Consider the following 17,703-nt stretch of genomic DNA (forward strand, 5'->3'; position numbering starts at 1 on the left):
AGTTCCTTGGTAGGCCGACCCTTCCCGTCGYCAAAGAGATGAAACAGTTTCTTGACCGGAAGTCTGTGGAGGMTTTCTTCACGAAACAGATGCGCCCATGATGACTCCAGAAGAGCCAGCCTCTTTGGACCAAGATGCTCAAACGGGCTGAACATGTCGTACTGTTTGTGGTCTTTGACGTAGATCATGCAAAATCCTTATAATAGATTAATATCACAGGATATACATACCAAAAACGGCTCTTTAAATCAATAGCAAAATCATATAAAGACAACAAATTTAAACGGTTATGAAATTTTGTTTTTTTGCGAGTCCATCAAGAATATTAAAAGCCAGATCCTGATCTTCACTGGATAAAAGGGACAATCTGTGCCGAATGATGGTGGCACGACTGGGCCGGTACTCTGCTTCTGCAATCAGTCCTGCTTTTTCCAGAACCCGAATGGTATCCACCGGAATCACCCAGAGGGGAAATTCATCGGTGAGGTTCAGACCGGGACGTGCAGCCTCCACAAGATACATCAGAGTGAAGGAACAGTTTTCATCAAAGAAGAAATAATCCGAATAAATGCCCTCCATCTCACGGGTATGCCGGATCATGGCATCAAGCTCATGGGGCTCCAGATCCAGTCTGTACTCCCAGATATCCCGCTGATTTATTTCGCCGTACTCCTGCATTTTCTTATAATAAGGAAGCACGTTGAAATATCCCGGATAAAAACCGAAAATTCCCTTAAAAGCAAAAACAAATCCGTTGGTTTCCTGAGTAAATGCAGAGTAATTCACGGCCTTATCCAGCATTCTGGAGGTATTGTCCAGCCTCAGGGTCATCAGGGTATGGCCGAACATGGAAGCCGGGCTGTTCATGAAATAGGTGGGAAAAACAAGACGGGCTGAAGTGGGATGGATATCTTTAAGCTCTGGACAGACAGGCTCAGGAAAAATTCCTGGTTCCGGCTGAAGCTGTTCATGGAGCCAGTGGTACCGGGCAATATAAGGACAAAGGTTCTCAGCACTGCCGGAAAAAAGAAAACGTATGGCTGCATTCATTTCTTCCTTTGGGTTTTTTCTACCCACAGGTGAAATGAAAAAGGCAGGATCATCGATACGGCTTTTCACTCCCAGCCCCAAAGGATTGTGATAATGATAAAGAACATGCCAGTAGCTGTGCTCCGCCAGCTTCATCTCTTCTGCTTTAAGCACCAGTGTTTCTACCCTGTCTCCGGCTGCAACCCCGGAAAAGCCGAAGATCATAAACAAAAATAAAAACAAGGGCAGACGCATTCTTTTATTGTTCTGCAAAAGCTTATCCCCCAAGAAAAGATGCAAAAATCCGGTCTCCTTGATAAAAAGGAAGACCGGACTTTCAATTTCATAAGCTGCACAAAAAAAATCAGATATGTGCAAGAATTTCTGTAATCTGATCCACAACCTGAGTACCAGCTACCTTGCCGTCAGGGTAAATTTTATCAAAATTACCCTGCAGGGCAGCAAAGAAATCGCCTCTGCGGTTTTCATCCACTTCGGCCAGCTCAGCCAAAGCACCCAAAGTTTCTCCTTCACCCATGGCTATGTCCACTGCAAGGGCATCCATGTTGTCTGCCACAAAACGGTCCAACTGCTCACGCTTGGCAAAATTAGCGGGCTTTTCACAGCCAAGGGTACCGGAAGTAATACCGAAGGTCTGGTTACCGGAGGTACCGTTGGTGGAAGTAGCCATAATTTCCCAGAGAAGACCGTCTTTATCCTGCATAAGCATGGAGCCAAGACCACAACCTACATTGTCCCTGTTAACGGCAAAAGCAGGGGCGGCTACAAACAGACCAATGAGAACTGCTGCAAAAAACTTTTTCACAAAAGACTCCTTCCATTTCAGTTTCAGGTTTCCGGGACAAACAGTCTTAAGCTTATTATCCCGCAACAACAAATGCCATATCTGTAACCTGCCAAAAACAAACGGACAGCAGCAAAAACAAAACTCTGACATCAAAGCCCTACGATATCAGACATGCCGACTTCACAAACTCCTGCAAAACATTTTCTGCAAAAAATATTATTGTTTTTTTAACAATACAGCACCCAAAAAGCAAGAATATAAAATCATGGCTTCACGCCAACAGTATTATTTTTTATCTGCTGCCACTTTGAAAAAACCATCTTTATCAATACCATCAAAAACCATATCAGCAGCTCACTGATCCGACCCCAAAGAACTCCAGACCAGAAATACCAGACTTCAATTCATCTGAGGGCCCCTTGAAAACAGCAGCTTCATTCTCCTGCAAAACGCAGATAATGATAAAGTGCCCCTTCCTTTCCCATCACCCTTTCATGCATCACCTGAAAATAAAGGGCCGGGTCCGGAATTTCTCCCAGTACCGCTGTTATGGCAGCCAGTTCCGCTGAACCAAGGTACACTTTGGTATCATCGCCCATACGATCCGGGAAATTCCTTGTGGATGTGGAAAAGGCCGTGGTGCCCCTGGCAATGCGGGCCTGATTGCCCATACAAAGGGAACAGCCCGGCATTTCCATGCGGGCTCCGGTTCTGCCCATTACATTATATAAACCTTCCCTGCGAAGGGCCGATTCATCCAGCCGGGTTGGCGGACACATCCAGAGTCGGGCAGGAAGATCCTGCTTACCTTCCAGAAGGACAGCAGCAGCACGGAAATGAGCAATGTGGGTCATACAGGAGCCTATAAAAACTTCCTGAACCTCTGTGCCCGCCACTTCAGAGAGCAGTCGCACATCATCGGGATCATTGGGGCAGGCAAGGATGGGTTCTGTAATGGCTTCAAGGTCAATCTCAATAACGGCTGCATATTCAGCATCCTTATCCGCCTCAAGCAGGAAGGGTTTTTCACACCAGAGATCCATGGCATCGGCCCTGCGAATAAGGGTTTCTGCATCTGCGTAGCCTTCATTTACAAGTCTGCGTAACAAAGATGCAGAAGATCGCAGATACTCAGCCACCTTTTCCGGCTTAAGCCGGATACAGCTGCCCGCAGCAGAGCGTTCCGCAGAAGCATCTGTCAATTCAAAGGCTTCTTCCACTTCCAGATCCTCAAGCCCTTCAATCTCAAGAATACGACCGGAAAAAATATTTTTCTTCCCCGCCTTTTCCACCGTCAGCAGGCCAGTGTTAATAGCTGTCAGAGGAATAGCATTCACAAGATCCCTCAGGGTAATGCCCGGTTTTCTTTTCCCTTTAAAACGGACAAGCACGGATTCGGGAACATCCAGTGGCATGCTTCCCATGGCTGCGGCAAAGGCCACAAGGCCGGACCCTGCGGGAAAACTCAGGCCCACGGGAAAACGGGTATGGGAATCGCCGCCGGTACCCAGGGTATCCGGAAGAAGCATGCGGTTCAGCCAGGAATGGATGACCCCGTCTCCGGGTTTCAGGGAAACACCGCCCCTTTCGCTTATGAAATCCGGAAGGGTATCGTGCATGAGTATATCCACGGGCCTTGGATAAGCTGCTGTATGACAGAAGCTCTGCATGACCAGATCCGCAGCAAAGCGAAGACAGGCCAGCTCCGTGAGTTCATCCCTTGTCATGGGTCCTGTAGTATCCTGTGAACCCACAGTAGTCATAACAGGTTCACAGTACATTCCGGGACGAACTCCCTCAAGGCCACAGGCTTTTCCTATAATCTTCTGTGCCTGAGTGTAACCTTTGCCCGTATCTTCCGGCTGGGTGGGAGTAGCAAAAATGCCGGGCTCAGGTTCAAGCCCCAGGGCTTCTGCCGCCTTTGACTGTAATGTACGGCCAACGATTAAGGGGATACGACCACCTGCCCGGACTCCGTCCAGAAGCACTGATGTCTTCAGGGAAAAATCAATCAGGGTCTTTCCACCCTCATCTTCAATGCGTCCTTCATGGGGAAAGATACGGATGCGCTGCCCCATGGAAAGACAGCTCACATCACACTCGATGGGAAGAGCCCCGGAATCTTCAAGTGTATTGAAAAAGATGGGAGCAATCTTGCTTCCCAGCACCACCCCGCCCTGCCGCTTATTCGGAACAAAGGGAATATCTTCTCCTATATGCCAGAGCAAAGAGTTTGTGGCAGATTTTCTGGAAGAACCCGTACCCACCACATCCCCTGCAAAGACAAGGGGTAATCCCGAAGCCTTCAGCTCACTTATTTTTTCAAGGGGCTTTTCCATGCGGGAACGAAGCATGCTTAAGGCGTGAAGGGGAATATCCGGGCGGCTCCAGGCCTCTCCGGCCGGAGAAAAATCATCCGTATTAATCTCACCATCCACCTTGAAAACAATGCAGTCAATGGCATCGGCAACTGCAGGTTTTCCGGTAAACCACTCCGCAGCGGCCCAGGATTCCAGTACCCTTCGGGCCGTGGGCAGTTTTTCTGCAAGCTTTACCATTTCATCAAATACATCCAGGACCAGCAGGGTTCCGCCCAGTGCTCTGGCTGCGGCATCCCCAAGATCTTCATGGGAAAGGAGCGCCATCAGGTGGCGGACATTGTATCCGCCCCTCATAGTTCCCAGAAGCCGAACAGCCTCAAGGGGATCTAGCAGGGGGGATATTTTTGTACCCCTTGCAATATCCCCTAAAAAATCCGCCTTGACTTCTGCCGCAGGATCCACCCCCGGAGAAACCCTGTCCTGCAAAAGTGAAAGGAGAAAATCCTCTTCCTCCGATGGCGGTGAAAGCAAAAGCGCACACAAAGCCCCGGTCTGAACTGCATTAAGAGGTAAAGGCGGAAGGCATTCTTTGTCCCTCTCTGCCATATGACTCCGATATTGATCTATCATGGTAATCCTCTCATTCCTATTTATCCTGCAGGCCCCACGTTTCAGAGCCTGAAATCAGTGAACAGCCGCACACTTTTAAAATTAAGCCTGACAAGCCTTTTCAAACAGAAACCTTGTACTGAATCCGCCTTTCAGATTCAATCTCTTTTAAAAGATCATACCACAAGAAAAAATCCAAAACATACTGAAGGTCCACCGAAATGCTTCTCTAATCTGTCACCGCCAAGAAAATATATGCATCATTATATTCAAAAATCCCTGAAAGATGGGCCATCTACGGATGCTGACCGGATTTCTGACCTTGACAAAAGCTTGGTTTCTTATTAATCAGGCATCGTACTAAGAAATGAATGGTTGCCCAGCGGGGCAACTTTGGATCGCAATCCACATATTATAACCCCCCTTAAGAACAAAGGAGTAGAACGTATGTCCAATCTTGTAGCTCCCCATGGTGGAAAAGGCCTTACCTGCTGTCTTCTGGAAGGTGCCGAGAAAGAAGCCGAACTGAAAAAAGCAGAAGGCCTCAAAAAAGTAACCATCACCCCCCGTGAAGAAGGCGACCTCATCATGATGGGTATCGGTGGTTTCTCCCCCCTTACCGGTTTCATGACCAAGGCTGACTGGAAAGGTGTATGCGAAAACTTCCAGCTGGCAGACGGTACCTTCTGGCCCATCCCCGTTACCCTTTCCGCAGACAAGTCTGATGCCGAAGCCATTAAGGACGGCGATGAAATTGCTCTGGTTACGGTTGCCGGTGAAATTATGGCTACCATGAAGGTTACCGAAAAATTCGAGATGACCGAAGCCAACAAGCGCTGGGAATGTGAGAAGGTATTCATGGGCGAAGGCACTGCCACCGCCGAAGAATTCTGGAAGATTGCCGAAGAAGATCACCCCGGTGTTCAGATGGTTATGGGTCAGAAAGACTTCAACCTTGCCGGTCCTGTTAAGGTTCTTTCCGAAGGCATCTACCCCGAGCGTTATAAAGGTGTTTACCTTTCTCCTGCCCAGGCCCGTGCCATCTTTGATGAGCGTGGATGGAGCGATGTTGCTGCCCTGCAGCTGCGTAACCCCATGCACCGTTCCCACGAATACCTTGCAAAAATTGCCGTAGAAGTATGTGATGGTGTATTCATTCACTCCCTCGTTGGCAACCTGAAGCCCGGTGACATTCCTGCACGCGTTCGTGTTAACTGCATCGACACCCTGGTTGACAAGTACTTTGTAAAAGAAAACGTTGTACAGGGCGGCTATCCTCTGGATATGCGCTATGCCGGTCCCCGCGAAGGCCTGCTGCACGCAACCTTCCGTCAGAACTATGGCGTATCCCGCATGATCATCGGCCGTGACCACGCCGGTGTTGGCGACTTCTACGGCATGTTCGAAGCCCAGACCATCTTCGACAAAATCCCCTACCCCGCAGAAGACGGCAAGGCTCTTAAGTGCACCCCGCTGAAGATCGACTGGACCTTCTACTGCACCAAGTGCGACGGTATGGCTTCTCTGCGTACCTGCCCCCACGGCAAGGAAGACCGCGTTATCCTTTCCGGTACCATGCTGCGTAAAGGCCTTTCCGAAGGTGCACCCATTGCCGATCACTTCGGCCGTGACGAAGTTCTCGACATCCTGCGTGAATACTATGCAGGTCTGACCGAGAAAGTAGAAATCAAAACCCACTCCGCTGCAACGGGTGCCGGTCAATAAGAAGAATTCTGCCCCCGGGCGGATAATTTAATGATTTAAAGAAAGGGGTGCGGAAATTCCGTACCCCTTTTCTGTTTTAATAAGCTATATTCCTTCAAATGACTGTTACTATAAGACCGTCTCCAGCCTTCAGAATGCAATGCAGCCCCTATGGACCAGTTGAGGATGCACCATGATGTCTCGCATAAATCCCTATGATCACTTCACCATTAAACCAGTGCAACTGGAGCACTTGGAACAGTACAACGAGCTGCTCCAGTATGTTTTTCAGGTTACCAGCCATGATCTTCAGGAAATAGGCTACGAAAAAGGAGAGCTGATCCGGGCCAAACGACCTATTCTGCGCAAAGCCGATGTCATTGGATGGTTCGAGGGAGAAAAACTCATTTCCCAGCTGGCCGTCTACCCCTGCGAGGTGAACATCCGTGGATCGGTTTTTCCCATGGGATATCTCACAGGCGTTGGTACCTATCCCGAATATGCCAGCATGGGTCTGATGAGTGGGCTTATGAAAAAAGGCCTTGAAATGATGCGGTCAAACGGGCAGTGGATTTCCTATCTTTTCCCCTATTCCATTCCTTATTACAGAAACAAGGGATGGGAAATCATATCCGATAAAATGTCCTTCAGCCTGAAAGACTACCAGCTTCCGGCAAGAACAGAAGTTAAAGGTTTTGTCAAAAGGCAGGCCCTTAATCACAAGGATATTATACGCACCTACGATCATTTTGCCCGAAAAACCCATGGCGCACTTATACGTGATGATCTGGCATGGGAAGAGTACTGGCGCTGGGAAAATGAGGATGAACACTTTGCAGCACTTTATTATAATAAAAAAAAAGAGCCTTCGGGCTGCCTTTTTTACAGAATTGCCGAAGATATTTTTTACATAAAAGAAATGTTTTACCTGAATCAGGAAGCAAGAAAAGGCTTATGGAATTACATTTCCGCACATTTTTCCATGATCCATGAAGTGAAAGGTTTTTCCTACAAGGACGAACCCATTGCCTTCCTGCTGGAAGACAGTGAAATAACAGAAACCATCCAGCCCTATATTATGGCCCGCATCGTTGATCTTGAAAACTTTCTTCTGACCTGTCCCTTTGCGAACCTTGCAGACAAAGACTTCCATTTTATTGTTGAAGATCCTGTACTGGAATGGAACCGGGGTGTTTTCGGACTTTCCTTTGACAGGGATGAAAATCTGTCAATAAGCAGAACCCCCCAAGGCCAGCCCGTTTATCTGGATATTCAGACCCTCACCACCATGCTGATGGGGTACAAGCGGCCCTCCTACCTTGCAAGTATTGAACGCCTCCAGACAGACCCGAAAACCCTGCGTATACTGGAGCAACTCATCCCTCAGGCAACGCCCTATTTTTCAGACTATTTTTAGGAGAATGCTGACATCTAATTGTAACTGTTCAGTTTTCCAAGTACCATACCTGCAAGACAGATGCACAGGCCCCAGTACGAAGCTGCTGCAACTCAGCATTGGCAGTTCGGAATAAACCGTGCTGAATAATTACATCTGGTTTTTATATTGAAAAACAGGGGGAATCTGCATAAGCGTTTTCAGTTTATAATTTTGATCCGGCTATTGCTTTCTCCCCCCTGCCCATAAACTTCTGCTAATCAGAGACGAAACTATTATATATCAACCCAGCGCACGCCCCACCACCTCACGAATATCCGGTGATAAATTTTCTTTTGAATCTATATCTTTCAATGCCTTTTCCATGGCGCTGCGCCAGGGTTCTGCAAAGGTTTTCCATGGGTTGAACACAGAGACCATGCGGGAACCCACCTGGGGATTCAAAATATCCAGCTCCATAACCATCTCTGCCAGAAAATTATAACCCGAACCGTCCTTCTGATGAAAGCGTAAGGGATTACCTGAGCAGAAGGCTCCGATGAGCGCCCTGACCTTGTTGGGATTTTTCATGGAAAATGCAGGATGTGACATGAGTTCCCTTACCCTTTTCAAGGTATCCGGCCTGAGGGACAAAGCCTGTACCTGAAACCATTTATCCATCACAAGGGCATCCTTTTCAAACTGACGGGAAAAGGCATCAAGCATTTCCTTAACTCCCTGATCTTCAAAATGGGCTGCAAGGCTTAAGGCTGCCATGCGGTCTGTCATGCATTCAGCTTCCTTATATGCCCTGCCAACCATCTCAAAGCCTGTATCCGGCAATCGGGAAAGCCAGAAAAGGGCCAGATTTTTCATTTTTCTCCGGGCAACATCCTCTGCCTTAAAAACATAATCTCCCGGAGTCTGAAAATTCTCAAAAGCCCTTTCCCATAAATCCTTTAATCCAAAAGCAAGACGGTCCAGCAAAAAATTCCGGACGTCATGAACTTCAGGGGGAGAAACCGGTATCTTTTCTGCTGCCAGCAGATGATAAAGCTCAATTTCCGTGGGCATGCTTAAAATTTCAGCGGCAAGGGCAGGGTCTTTATCCGCATTTTCCAATACCGTTCCAAAGGCCAGAAGCAGTCCCTCGGGCAGATGAAGCTCCCGTTTTTCCCTGTAATCTTCCATCAGACCCAACAAGGTACGATTGATAAGAATGCGTCCTGCCTCCCAACGATTGAAGGGATCCGTATCCATGGCAAGGAGCAGGGCCAGATCCTTATCCTCAAGATTTGTTTTAAGGTGTACAGGGGCAGAAAATTCCCTGAGCAGGGAAGGCACAAGGCCTTCGCTGGCACCTTCAAAAACAAAGGTCTCCTCCTCAGACTCAAGGAGCAGCAGAAAAGCATCCCCTTTCCGGCCCCGGAATTCAAGGAATGCCTGTTCCCCTTTTTCGTTAAAAAACGCAGCCTTTACCGGAAGGGTCATGGGCTTTTTATCGGACTGCCCCGGTGTGTCCGGCACCTCTTGTTTCAGGGTAAGATAAAGGATGGATTTTTCCTTATCCAGTTCCGTACTGGCATAGACTATCGGAGTTCCGGCCTGAGAATACCAGAGCCTGAACCGGGAAAGATCTTTTCCAGAGGCATCTTCCATGGCCACCACAAAATCCTCGCAGGTGACAGCCCTGCCGTCATGGCGTTTGAAATACAGATCCATGCCTTTACGGAAACTCTCAGGGCCTATGATTGTATGGATCATGCGAATCACTTCCGCACCCTTATCGTAAACCGTGGCCGTGTAAAAATTGTTCATCTCCATATAGGCTTCAGGCCGGATTGGATGGGCCATGGGACCGGCATCTTCCGGAAACTGCCTTGCCCTTAGGCTTCTCACATCCTGAATGCGTTTTACGGATCTGGACTGCATGTCTGAGGTAAATTCCTGATCCCGGAATACGGTCAGGCCTTCCTTCAGGGAGAGCTGGAACCAGTTTTTCACCGTTACCCTGTTGCCGGTCCAGTTATGGAAATACTCATGGGCGATAACACTTTCTATACCCTCAAAATCGGTGTCAGTGGCCGTATCAGGCTTTGCCAGCACATACTTGCTGTTGAAAATATTAAGACCCTTGTTTTCCATGGCGCCCATATTAAAATCATTGGTGGCCACAATCATATAGGTGGAAAGATCATAGGAAAGACCAAAAACCAACTCATCCCAGTGCATGGCTTTTTTAAGGGACTTCATGGCATGACCGGACTTATCCGCATTCTCATGCTCAGTATAAATTTCAAGGGAAACATCAAGACCCTCTGCAGTATGAAAACGATCTTTTAAGCAGGCAAGATCCCCTGCCACAAGGGCAAAGAGATAGGAAGGTTTGGGATGGGGATCTTCCCAGACAAGGGAATGGCGTCCTCCATCCAGATCCTGTTTTTCCATGGGGTTTCCGTTGGAAAGCAGGGCAGGATATCTTTTTTTATCCGCCTCAATCCGTACCCTGAAAGTGGCCATGACATCGGGTCTGTCAGGATAAAAGGTAATCTTCCGAAATCCTTCAGCTTCACACTGGGTACAAAGCATTCCGCCTGCACGGTAAAGTCCTTCCAGAGCCGTATTCTGATCCGGGAAAATCCTTACTCGGGTGAACAGGGTAAAGGTATCCGGCACATCAAAAATTGTCAGCCCCTTGCTGTCCTGCAAAAACTCCTTTGGGGAAAGAAGGCGGCCATCAAGACTGATTTCTAAAATTTCAAGCTCTTCTCCGTGAAGAAAAAGAGGGGCTTTGATCTCGCTGTCCTTTTTACGGGAAAGTATCAGCCGGGTTCTCACCTCCACGGAATTGTCATGAATACAGATATCCATACGGGTTTCACTGAGATCAAAATCCCAGGGCCGATAATCTTTAAGATAATGCATAGATGCAGTATCACTCATCTTTCATCCTTTCAGTATCCGGTATAATGCTTAAAGTAACAACTATATGCGCAGGCGTGTAAAGGACACCTTTCCGCTGAAACATACATCCACATCACAGCCTGCGGGTCTGGGCCGTGCGTGCATATCCGCCGTATAGGCATAACGCTGGTCATCCACACGGATACAGGTGTCATAGGGTGTGGTTTCAGGCCATCCACTCTCCCATTGCGGAGTATTTCCCGGCGTCCCTGAAGCCTGAGGCAGATTGATATTGAAATACTCAAGGGATTTTACCTGCATGGCAAGAAACTCCGGCAACAGTACCTGCAATGTTTCCCTGGCTGCATTCCAGTCCGGCTTGCAATCTGCAGCAATATACTGGGACAGGGCCATGGCAGGTTTACCCTGAAAGGCCGCCTCCCTTGCCGCCGCAACGGTTCCGGAAAGATAGATGTCATATCCCAGATTGGCACCTATATTGATACCGGACAAAACATAGTCCGCCTCGGGAACAATCTCCCTCAGCCCTATGCGTACGCAGTCCGCAGGGGTACCGAAAACCCGGTAGCGGTTCTCCCCTTCCTGAATCACATCCACAGTTTCCCATATGGAAACCCTGTGGCTGATGCCGGACTGTGGGTGGGCCGGAGCCAGAACCACCAGACGCCCCAGAGGAGAAACAGCCTCTTCCAGAGCTTTAAGACCGGGGGCATCCATACCATCGTCATTGGTCAAAAGAAAAGTTTTCATAAATGCATCAAGCCTTTTTTTCAGTTAGATTTTCATAAACGGCAAGACTATATCAGGAATGATCTGCCGGTACCATGGATAAAAGCGGATGAATTACAATTCATATTATAAACTAAACATTCTCGCAACAATCTGATTTATTGCTAAAAAAACAGCTTGATTTTCATACCTCCCCAAGGTAAGTAATACTCACTTATTTAAATCTACATTAGTTTTAATACCTCTTTCCGACACAAAAATATTCATGCGAGGTCCCATGGCTCAGGCTGCCAGAAAACAACCGCCCGGCAGAATAAAAATCATGCAGGCCCTCCGGCTCCTCCTTGAGCAGGAAGGCTTCGATGCCATCACCACGGCGGAAATTGCCCGCGCGGCAGGGGTCACAGAAGGTCTCATCTATAAATATTTCAAGGATAAACGGGATCTTCTCTACCAGGTTCTGGAAGAAATGTTTGAAGGGGTAATTCTACGCATCCGTACCCGCATGGATCATGAAACTGATACTTTTTCAAGGCTCTATGCCTTCATTGATGAAACTGTTCTTGTATATTCCACCCAGCATGTCTTTGCCCGTATCATTCTCATTGAGGTCCGCAGCCTTCCGGATTTTTTCACAAGCAGGGCCTATGAGTGTGTACGGGTCTACAGCCGCATGCTCCAGAATGTTCTGGAAGACGGAATCTCAGAGGGTTTGATCAGAAAAGACATAGATGTCCGCTTTTTAAGGGACACCCTTCTGGGAGCCATTGAACATACCTGTCTCTGGGGTGTACTTTTCCACAGGGAAATGGATGTTCAGGGTGTTGCGGAACAACTCCTGCGTTTTGTCAGTGAAGGAATACGGCCTTCCGTCTGAGGGGTCCGGGACAGGGCAACGGGGGCACCCCGCAAGGGGGTTCTCTGTTCCGGATCTCTTTTTTTTTATAATTAAACGCACCTTGGTTATTTACCAGTGACCTTGCAATCGTTTCGAACAGAGCTTCGCAAACCTGTGCAGACCAACAATCATCTGCCCAAATGGGTGGGTATTACTTACTTAAATCAGAATGCCTTTAAAGGCAGGAGGTATTTTTTCTCATGGAAAAAATGTTCAACCCGGAATCCATCGCAATTTTAGGTCTTTCTGCCAAAGAGGGAAACATCCCCCGGCTGATCCTCGATAATCTTCTGCGCTGGGGCTATAAGGGTCGTATTTTTGGTGTGCATCCCGATGGCAGTGAATTTCAGGTGTCGGGCATTTCCATGTATCAGAATGTGGAAGAGCTGCCCATAGTACCGGATCTGGCCGTTCTTCTCATCCCTGCCCGTTATGTACCGGATATGGTGGAAGCCTGCGGTCGTTTCGGTATCCGCCGTCTGGCTCTCCTTTCCGGTGGCTTCAACGAGCTGGGCGAAGAAGGTGAACGCCTTGCATCCACAGCCCTTGCCCATGCAAAAAACTACGGCATTCGCTTTATCGGACCCAACTGCCTTGCTCTGGCGAATACAGCAAACGGCATGTGCCTGCCCTTTGTTCCCATACACAAACCGCCTGTGGGTGGGTTTTCCATGATTTCCCAGAGTGGCGGCCTTGGAATCTTCCAGTGGAACCATCTGCGCAACGAGAATGTGGGGCTGGCCAAGTTTGCCAGTATTGGCAATAAGCTGGATATATCTGAGATTGAGGTTCTCGAATACCTTGGAAAGGATCCCGCTACCCGTGTCATCGGCATGTATCTGGAATCCGTAGCCGATGGCAGGGCACTTGTTGAGGCTGCCAGAAATATTGATAAACCCATCCTTATTTATAAGGCCAGTGTCACCCAGGCGGGTCAGCAGGCCGCCATGAGCCATACCGCAGCCCTTGCTTCGGATGAAACCGTCATGGACTCAGCCTTTAAAGATGCAGGGATCATCCGGCTTCACAATTTTGATGACTTCATCAATGTCATCAAAGCCTTTGAATTTCCACCCCTCAGGGGGAACCGCCTGATGGTCATGAGTCCCATCGGTGGTGGCTGCGTGATGATGGCGGATAACTGCGAAAAAAACGGTTTTGTAATGGCTGATCCGGGCAAGGCCTTTTATGAGGATATGCAGAAAAGGGGCAATGCAGGTATCATTCAGTTCACAAACCCACTGGACCTTGGGGATGTCTATGACATGAAGCATTATGCCCCGATTTTCCATGGGGTCATGCACAGCGATGGTGTGGACGGGGCCGTGTATCTCAACCAGTGGCCGGACATGCCCAAAACCGATGAAAGGGATGTTTTTACAAAACTTTTCCATACGGATGTTTCACGGGAAGTAATTGGAGCCGTGCGCTCATCGGGCAAACCTCTGGGGGCCGTTCTCTGGGGCAGCTCACCTACCTTAGACAAAATCAAACGTCACTTGGGCTACCCCCTCTTCAATACACCGGAGGGCATGATTTATGGTCTTGCCATGCAACGGGATTTTTATGCAAAAAGACTTGCCCTTGAAGCAGAAGGAAGTCTGCCGACCGCAGTATGTTCGGATGAAGTAAACAAAATGCTTGAAAAATATGAAGGGGATATAGGAGAGGATTTTCTGGAAGTGCTTAATTCCCACGGAATTGCTGTCCCGGAAAACCGCATGGCCCTGTCCGAAGATGAAGCTGCAGCTGCAGCAGAAGCCATGGGCTATCCTGTGGTTCTGAAACTTGTAAGCCCCGATGCTCTGCACAAGTCCGATGTGGGAGGTGTAAAGGTGGGCCTGCCCGATGGCGCAGCCGTTGCCAGAGCCTTTGGAGAAATCCGGGATTCTTTGAAAAAACATCTGCCCCATGCCCGCTTTGAAGGTGTGCGCGTGGTGGCCATGGCCGATGAAGGCCATGACATGTTTGTGGGTGCCAGCCAGGATTCATCCTTCGGTCCGGTGGTATTTTTTGGTTATGGCGGAGTATTTGTGGAAGTTTTCAAGGATGTGGACAATCTTATCTGCCCCACCACGGCGGAGAAGGTGGAAGAAAGACTTTCTTTACTGAAATCCCATGCCCTTCTTCAGGGAGCAAGGGGCGGCCTGAAGGTGAATACCCTTGATTTTTGCCAGCTGGTTGCAAAGGTATCCACCCTTGTGGCAGCCCACCCGGAAATTTCTGAGCTGGACCTGAACCCTGTACGGATATTCAAAGATGGCAGCGTAATGGCTCTGGATGTCCGGGCACGGATTGAGCGCTGATCCTCAGCGTGCCACCTCAATTAGTCATGTGTCCCACTCAGGCCTCATCCAAACCGACTTATGGATGAGGCCTTTGGGTGACAACAGGTATTTATTTTTCAGTAACCAGACTTAAAGCCGAGGGTTAAGGCTGGAGTATGGTTAAATTTCCGGATGAATTCAATGCCGGAAGCAAGCTAAAAGCTGCCAAAAACCGTTCCCAGAGTAATCAGGACAATCAGTGAAATAAAAGGAATAAACATGGCGGTTATGGCCAGATCAAAATAGGCCTGTTTATGGGTCAGCCCCGTAATGGCCAGCAGCGTTATAACTGCACCGTTATGGGGCAAGGTATCCAGACCGCCTGTGGCCACGGCTGTAACACGATGCAAAAGCTCAGGACTTATATCATAGGCCTGGGCCATCTGCAGGTAGGTGTCTCCCAGGGTGGCAAGGGCAATGCTCATCCCGCCGGAAGCAGAACCCGTCATACCCGCAAGGATATTTACACCAATTGCAAGGGATATCAGAGGATTCTCCCCGCCAATCCCCACAACCCCGTCCCTGATCAAGAGAAAAGCCCCCAGAGAGGCAATGACCGAGCCAAAACCCACAAGGCTTGCCGTATTGAAAATGGGTAAAAGGGATGCATTGGCTCCGTTATCCAAAGACTGTTTCAGAGAAGGCAGCCGCTTCCAGTTAAGGGCAATCAGCAGAACAAGAGAGATCACCAGTGCCGCAATAACAGACCATATCCCCCTTACCTTTTCTATGCTTGTGTCTCCATAAAGGGGCTGAGACAAGTAGGTCGTATCCATAAGGGGAATCAGTATGAAGGTAAAAATCAGGTTCACGGCAATAACAAGAACCAGTGGCAGGGCAGCAATGGTAAAGGAAGGCTTGTCCTTTGATTTCTCCTCTGCGGGCAACTCCATGAGGTCAAAGCCCTCGCATGCGGATCTTTCCCGAAGGTCCTTGTCCGGAACAAAATCTTTGTCTTCATGCTCCCCGTAACCCTCATCCGCCATCTGTCTGGCCCTGTGCTGCAGCCAGAGCATACCTAAGGTAAACATCACCATGGCTGTAATCACACCCAGACCGGGGGCTGCAAAGGGTGATGTACCAAAGTAGGGCATTGGTATGGCATTCTGTATGGCCGGTGTTCCCGGCAGGGCTGTCATGGTAAAGGTGAATGCACCTAAGGCAATGCTGGCGGGTATGAGTTTTTTGGGAATATCCGCCTGCCGGAACAGGGCCGCTGCAATGGGATATACTGCAAAGGCCACAACAAAAAGGGACACGCCTCCATAGGTCATCACCGCACAGGATATTACCACGGCAAGAATGGCCCGGGCCGTTCCCAGCCTGGCGATGATACCGTTAGCCAGGGCTTCGGCACTGCCGGAATCCTCCATCAGTTTTCCAAAAACCGCACCCAGCAGAAAAACAGGAAAATACAAAGCGATGAAATCCGCCGTTGATCCCATGAAAATCTGCGTATAACTTGCCAGCACACGCCCTTCAAGACTGGCCACCACGGCAAAGGTTGCCAGTACCGGTGTCAGAATCAGAAGGCTGACCCCCCGGTAAGCCAGATAGATCAGAAGACCCAGCGCAACAAGAATAACCAGAATTCCCAGCATGTTCTATCTTCCTTTCTTTTTTGAAACAGGGGTTTCGTCCACTTCCGGCGGTCTGAAGGTATCCGTGAAAAGGGTTTTGAGGTCAAAGGAGGAACGAACTCCCAGATCATCATAATGATTTTCAAGGAAACGACTGGCCCAGCTCCTTCCCCTCTCTTTCAGATAAAGCAGATAGGGCCATTCCGCATTCATTTTGCTGGAGGCTTCCAGTCCCTTGAGATCTTCATCTGCATGGATGATGTGAACCAGAACATCCCTGTAACTTTCGGACTCAAGCTTTCCAGATTCAATGATCTGATGCAGAAGCTCAATGGCCCTGAGTTCCTTGATCAGGCTGGAGTTAAAGGTGATTTCGTTGATGCGGTTGATTATTTCACGGCTGGTTTTCGGAATGCCTTCCCTGACCATTGGGTTAATCTGTACCACAATAAGATCCCTTGTGGCTTTGTCTTCCACCAAAGGATGCAGGGCCGGATTCCCGATGTAGCCTCCGTCCCAGTAGGCTTCACCATTTATTTCCACCGCCTGAAACAACAAGGGCAGGCAGGCCGAAGCCATGACCGTATCCACGCTAAGTTCAGGCTGGGTAAAGACTTTACCCCTGCCAGTCCTCACATTGGTGGCCGTAACAAAAACCTTGATCTCCGTGCAGTGGTTCACACAGTCAAAATCCACAATGGAACTGACCAGATCCCGCAGGGGATTAATGTTCATGGGATTCAGCTCATAGGGTGAGAACTGCCGGCTAAGCTGCTCAAAAAAAAGATAGCTGGGCGACCTGTCCATGGAATAATTGTCCGTAAGCCTGTCCCAGATGCTGCGCTGGATGGGAGAGTTCATAGCCCCATCACTCACTGCTTTCCAGAATTTTTCAAGGTTTTCACGGGCACCCTCCCGTCCACCGCAGTCCATACCTGCGGCAACCACCACGGCATTCATGGCTCCGGCACTGGTGCCGCTGAGGGTGGCAATTTCTATTCTTTCATCTTCCAGAATACGATCCAGTACTCCCCAGGTCAAAGCTCCGTGGGCCCCGCCTCCCTGAAGTGCCAGATCCACAACCTTTTTATTTGTAACTGATCCCATACTTTCTGCTCCTTTTTTCACTGTGATGTTCCTGATCCCGGATTCAGACGGCATCATAATTCAATACCTGAGCCGAAAACGGAAAAAACACGAATCCTGACTGAAACGAAAAAAGACGTGTATTTGATCATGATGAAATATAGATTACCTGCCTGCTTACCGCAAGGGCTGCCTGAAAACAAAATACCTATGCTGCTTTGTTTTTTCAGATTTCAATCAGGACAAAAAGCGGGTATATTATTCAGAACTGTTTTCACCCCTCCTTCAACCGTCCCTACTTCACCCCGAAAC

General features: G+C 48.8%; 12 protein-coding genes. 4 read left to right on the forward strand and 8 right to left on the reverse strand.

The window, feature by feature from the left end:
- The 4 genes from FIM25_RS17265 to FIM25_RS03465 all read right to left on the reverse strand — a co-directional run.
- The coding region (locus tag FIM25_RS17265) for a hypothetical protein (protein ID WP_218961246.1) at window positions 1-188 on the reverse strand (188 nt) is incomplete at its 3' end.
- Window positions 189-279: 91 nt separating this feature from the next.
- Entirely contained in the window at window positions 280-1,329 is a 1,050-nt protein-coding gene (locus FIM25_RS03455) for an Lnb N-terminal periplasmic domain-containing protein (protein ID WP_179953128.1), read from the reverse strand.
- Between the two features lie 64 nt (window positions 1,330-1,393).
- Window positions 1,394-1,855, reverse strand: a complete 462-nt coding sequence (locus FIM25_RS03460; protein ID WP_218961248.1) for a DUF3015 family protein — start codon at window positions 1,853-1,855, stop codon at window positions 1,394-1,396.
- A 416-nt stretch (window positions 1,856-2,271) separates the two neighbouring features.
- Window positions 2,272-4,788 (reverse strand): bifunctional aconitate hydratase 2/2-methylisocitrate dehydratase, encoded by a 2,517-nt coding sequence (locus FIM25_RS03465; RefSeq protein WP_139446357.1) that lies wholly within the window; start codon window positions 4,786-4,788, stop codon window positions 2,272-2,274.
- 426 nt (window positions 4,789-5,214) lie between these two features.
- Here FIM25_RS03465 and sat point away from each other — a divergent pair, with 426 nt between their 5' ends.
- Both sat and FIM25_RS03475 read left to right on the forward strand, forming a co-directional pair.
- Window positions 5,215-6,492 carry a sulfate adenylyltransferase gene (gene sat, locus FIM25_RS03470; RefSeq protein WP_139446359.1) on the forward strand — a complete coding sequence of 426 codons (1,278 nt, stop codon included), beginning with the start codon at window positions 5,215-5,217 and terminating at the stop codon, window positions 6,490-6,492.
- Window positions 6,493-6,664: 172 nt separating this feature from the next.
- Window positions 6,665-7,888, forward strand: coding sequence for a GNAT family N-acetyltransferase (locus FIM25_RS03475; protein WP_218961250.1), 1,224 nt, complete (start codon window positions 6,665-6,667; stop codon window positions 7,886-7,888).
- 261 nt (window positions 7,889-8,149) lie between these two features.
- Here the strand turns inward: FIM25_RS03475 and pepN are convergent, their stop codons facing one another.
- Entirely contained in the window at window positions 8,150-10,789 is a 2,640-nt protein-coding gene (gene pepN, locus FIM25_RS03480) for an aminopeptidase N (RefSeq protein ID WP_218961252.1), read from the reverse strand.
- Window positions 10,790-10,831: 42 nt separating this feature from the next.
- Entirely contained in the window at window positions 10,832-11,521 is a 690-nt protein-coding gene (surE, locus tag FIM25_RS03485) for a 5'/3'-nucleotidase SurE (protein ID WP_139446361.1), read from the reverse strand.
- 244 nt (window positions 11,522-11,765) lie between these two features.
- Between surE and FIM25_RS03490 the strand changes: the two genes are divergently transcribed.
- Window positions 11,766-12,377: a TetR/AcrR family transcriptional regulator gene (locus tag FIM25_RS03490; RefSeq protein ID WP_139446364.1), complete on the forward strand. Its 612-nt coding sequence runs from the start codon at window positions 11,766-11,768 to the stop codon at window positions 12,375-12,377.
- Window positions 12,378-12,598: 221 nt separating this feature from the next.
- Window positions 12,599-14,704, forward strand: coding sequence for an acetate--CoA ligase family protein (locus FIM25_RS03495; RefSeq protein ID WP_139446366.1), 2,106 nt, complete (start codon window positions 12,599-12,601; stop codon window positions 14,702-14,704).
- A 176-nt stretch (window positions 14,705-14,880) separates the two neighbouring features.
- Here the strand turns inward: FIM25_RS03495 and FIM25_RS03500 are convergent, their stop codons facing one another.
- Window positions 14,881-16,326, reverse strand: coding sequence for a GntP family permease (locus FIM25_RS03500; protein ID WP_139446368.1), 1,446 nt, complete (start codon window positions 16,324-16,326; stop codon window positions 14,881-14,883).
- A 3-nt stretch (window positions 16,327-16,329) separates the two neighbouring features.
- Window positions 16,330-17,412 carry a patatin-like phospholipase family protein gene (locus tag FIM25_RS03505; protein WP_139446371.1) on the reverse strand — a complete coding sequence of 361 codons (1,083 nt, stop codon included), beginning with the start codon at window positions 17,410-17,412 and terminating at the stop codon, window positions 16,330-16,332.
- Window positions 17,413-17,703 lie beyond the last annotated feature (291 nt).

Source organism: Desulfobotulus mexicanus, from assembly GCF_006175995.1.
GTDB classification, from domain to species: Bacteria; Desulfobacterota; Desulfobacteria; order Desulfobacterales; family ASO4-4; genus Desulfobotulus; species Desulfobotulus mexicanus.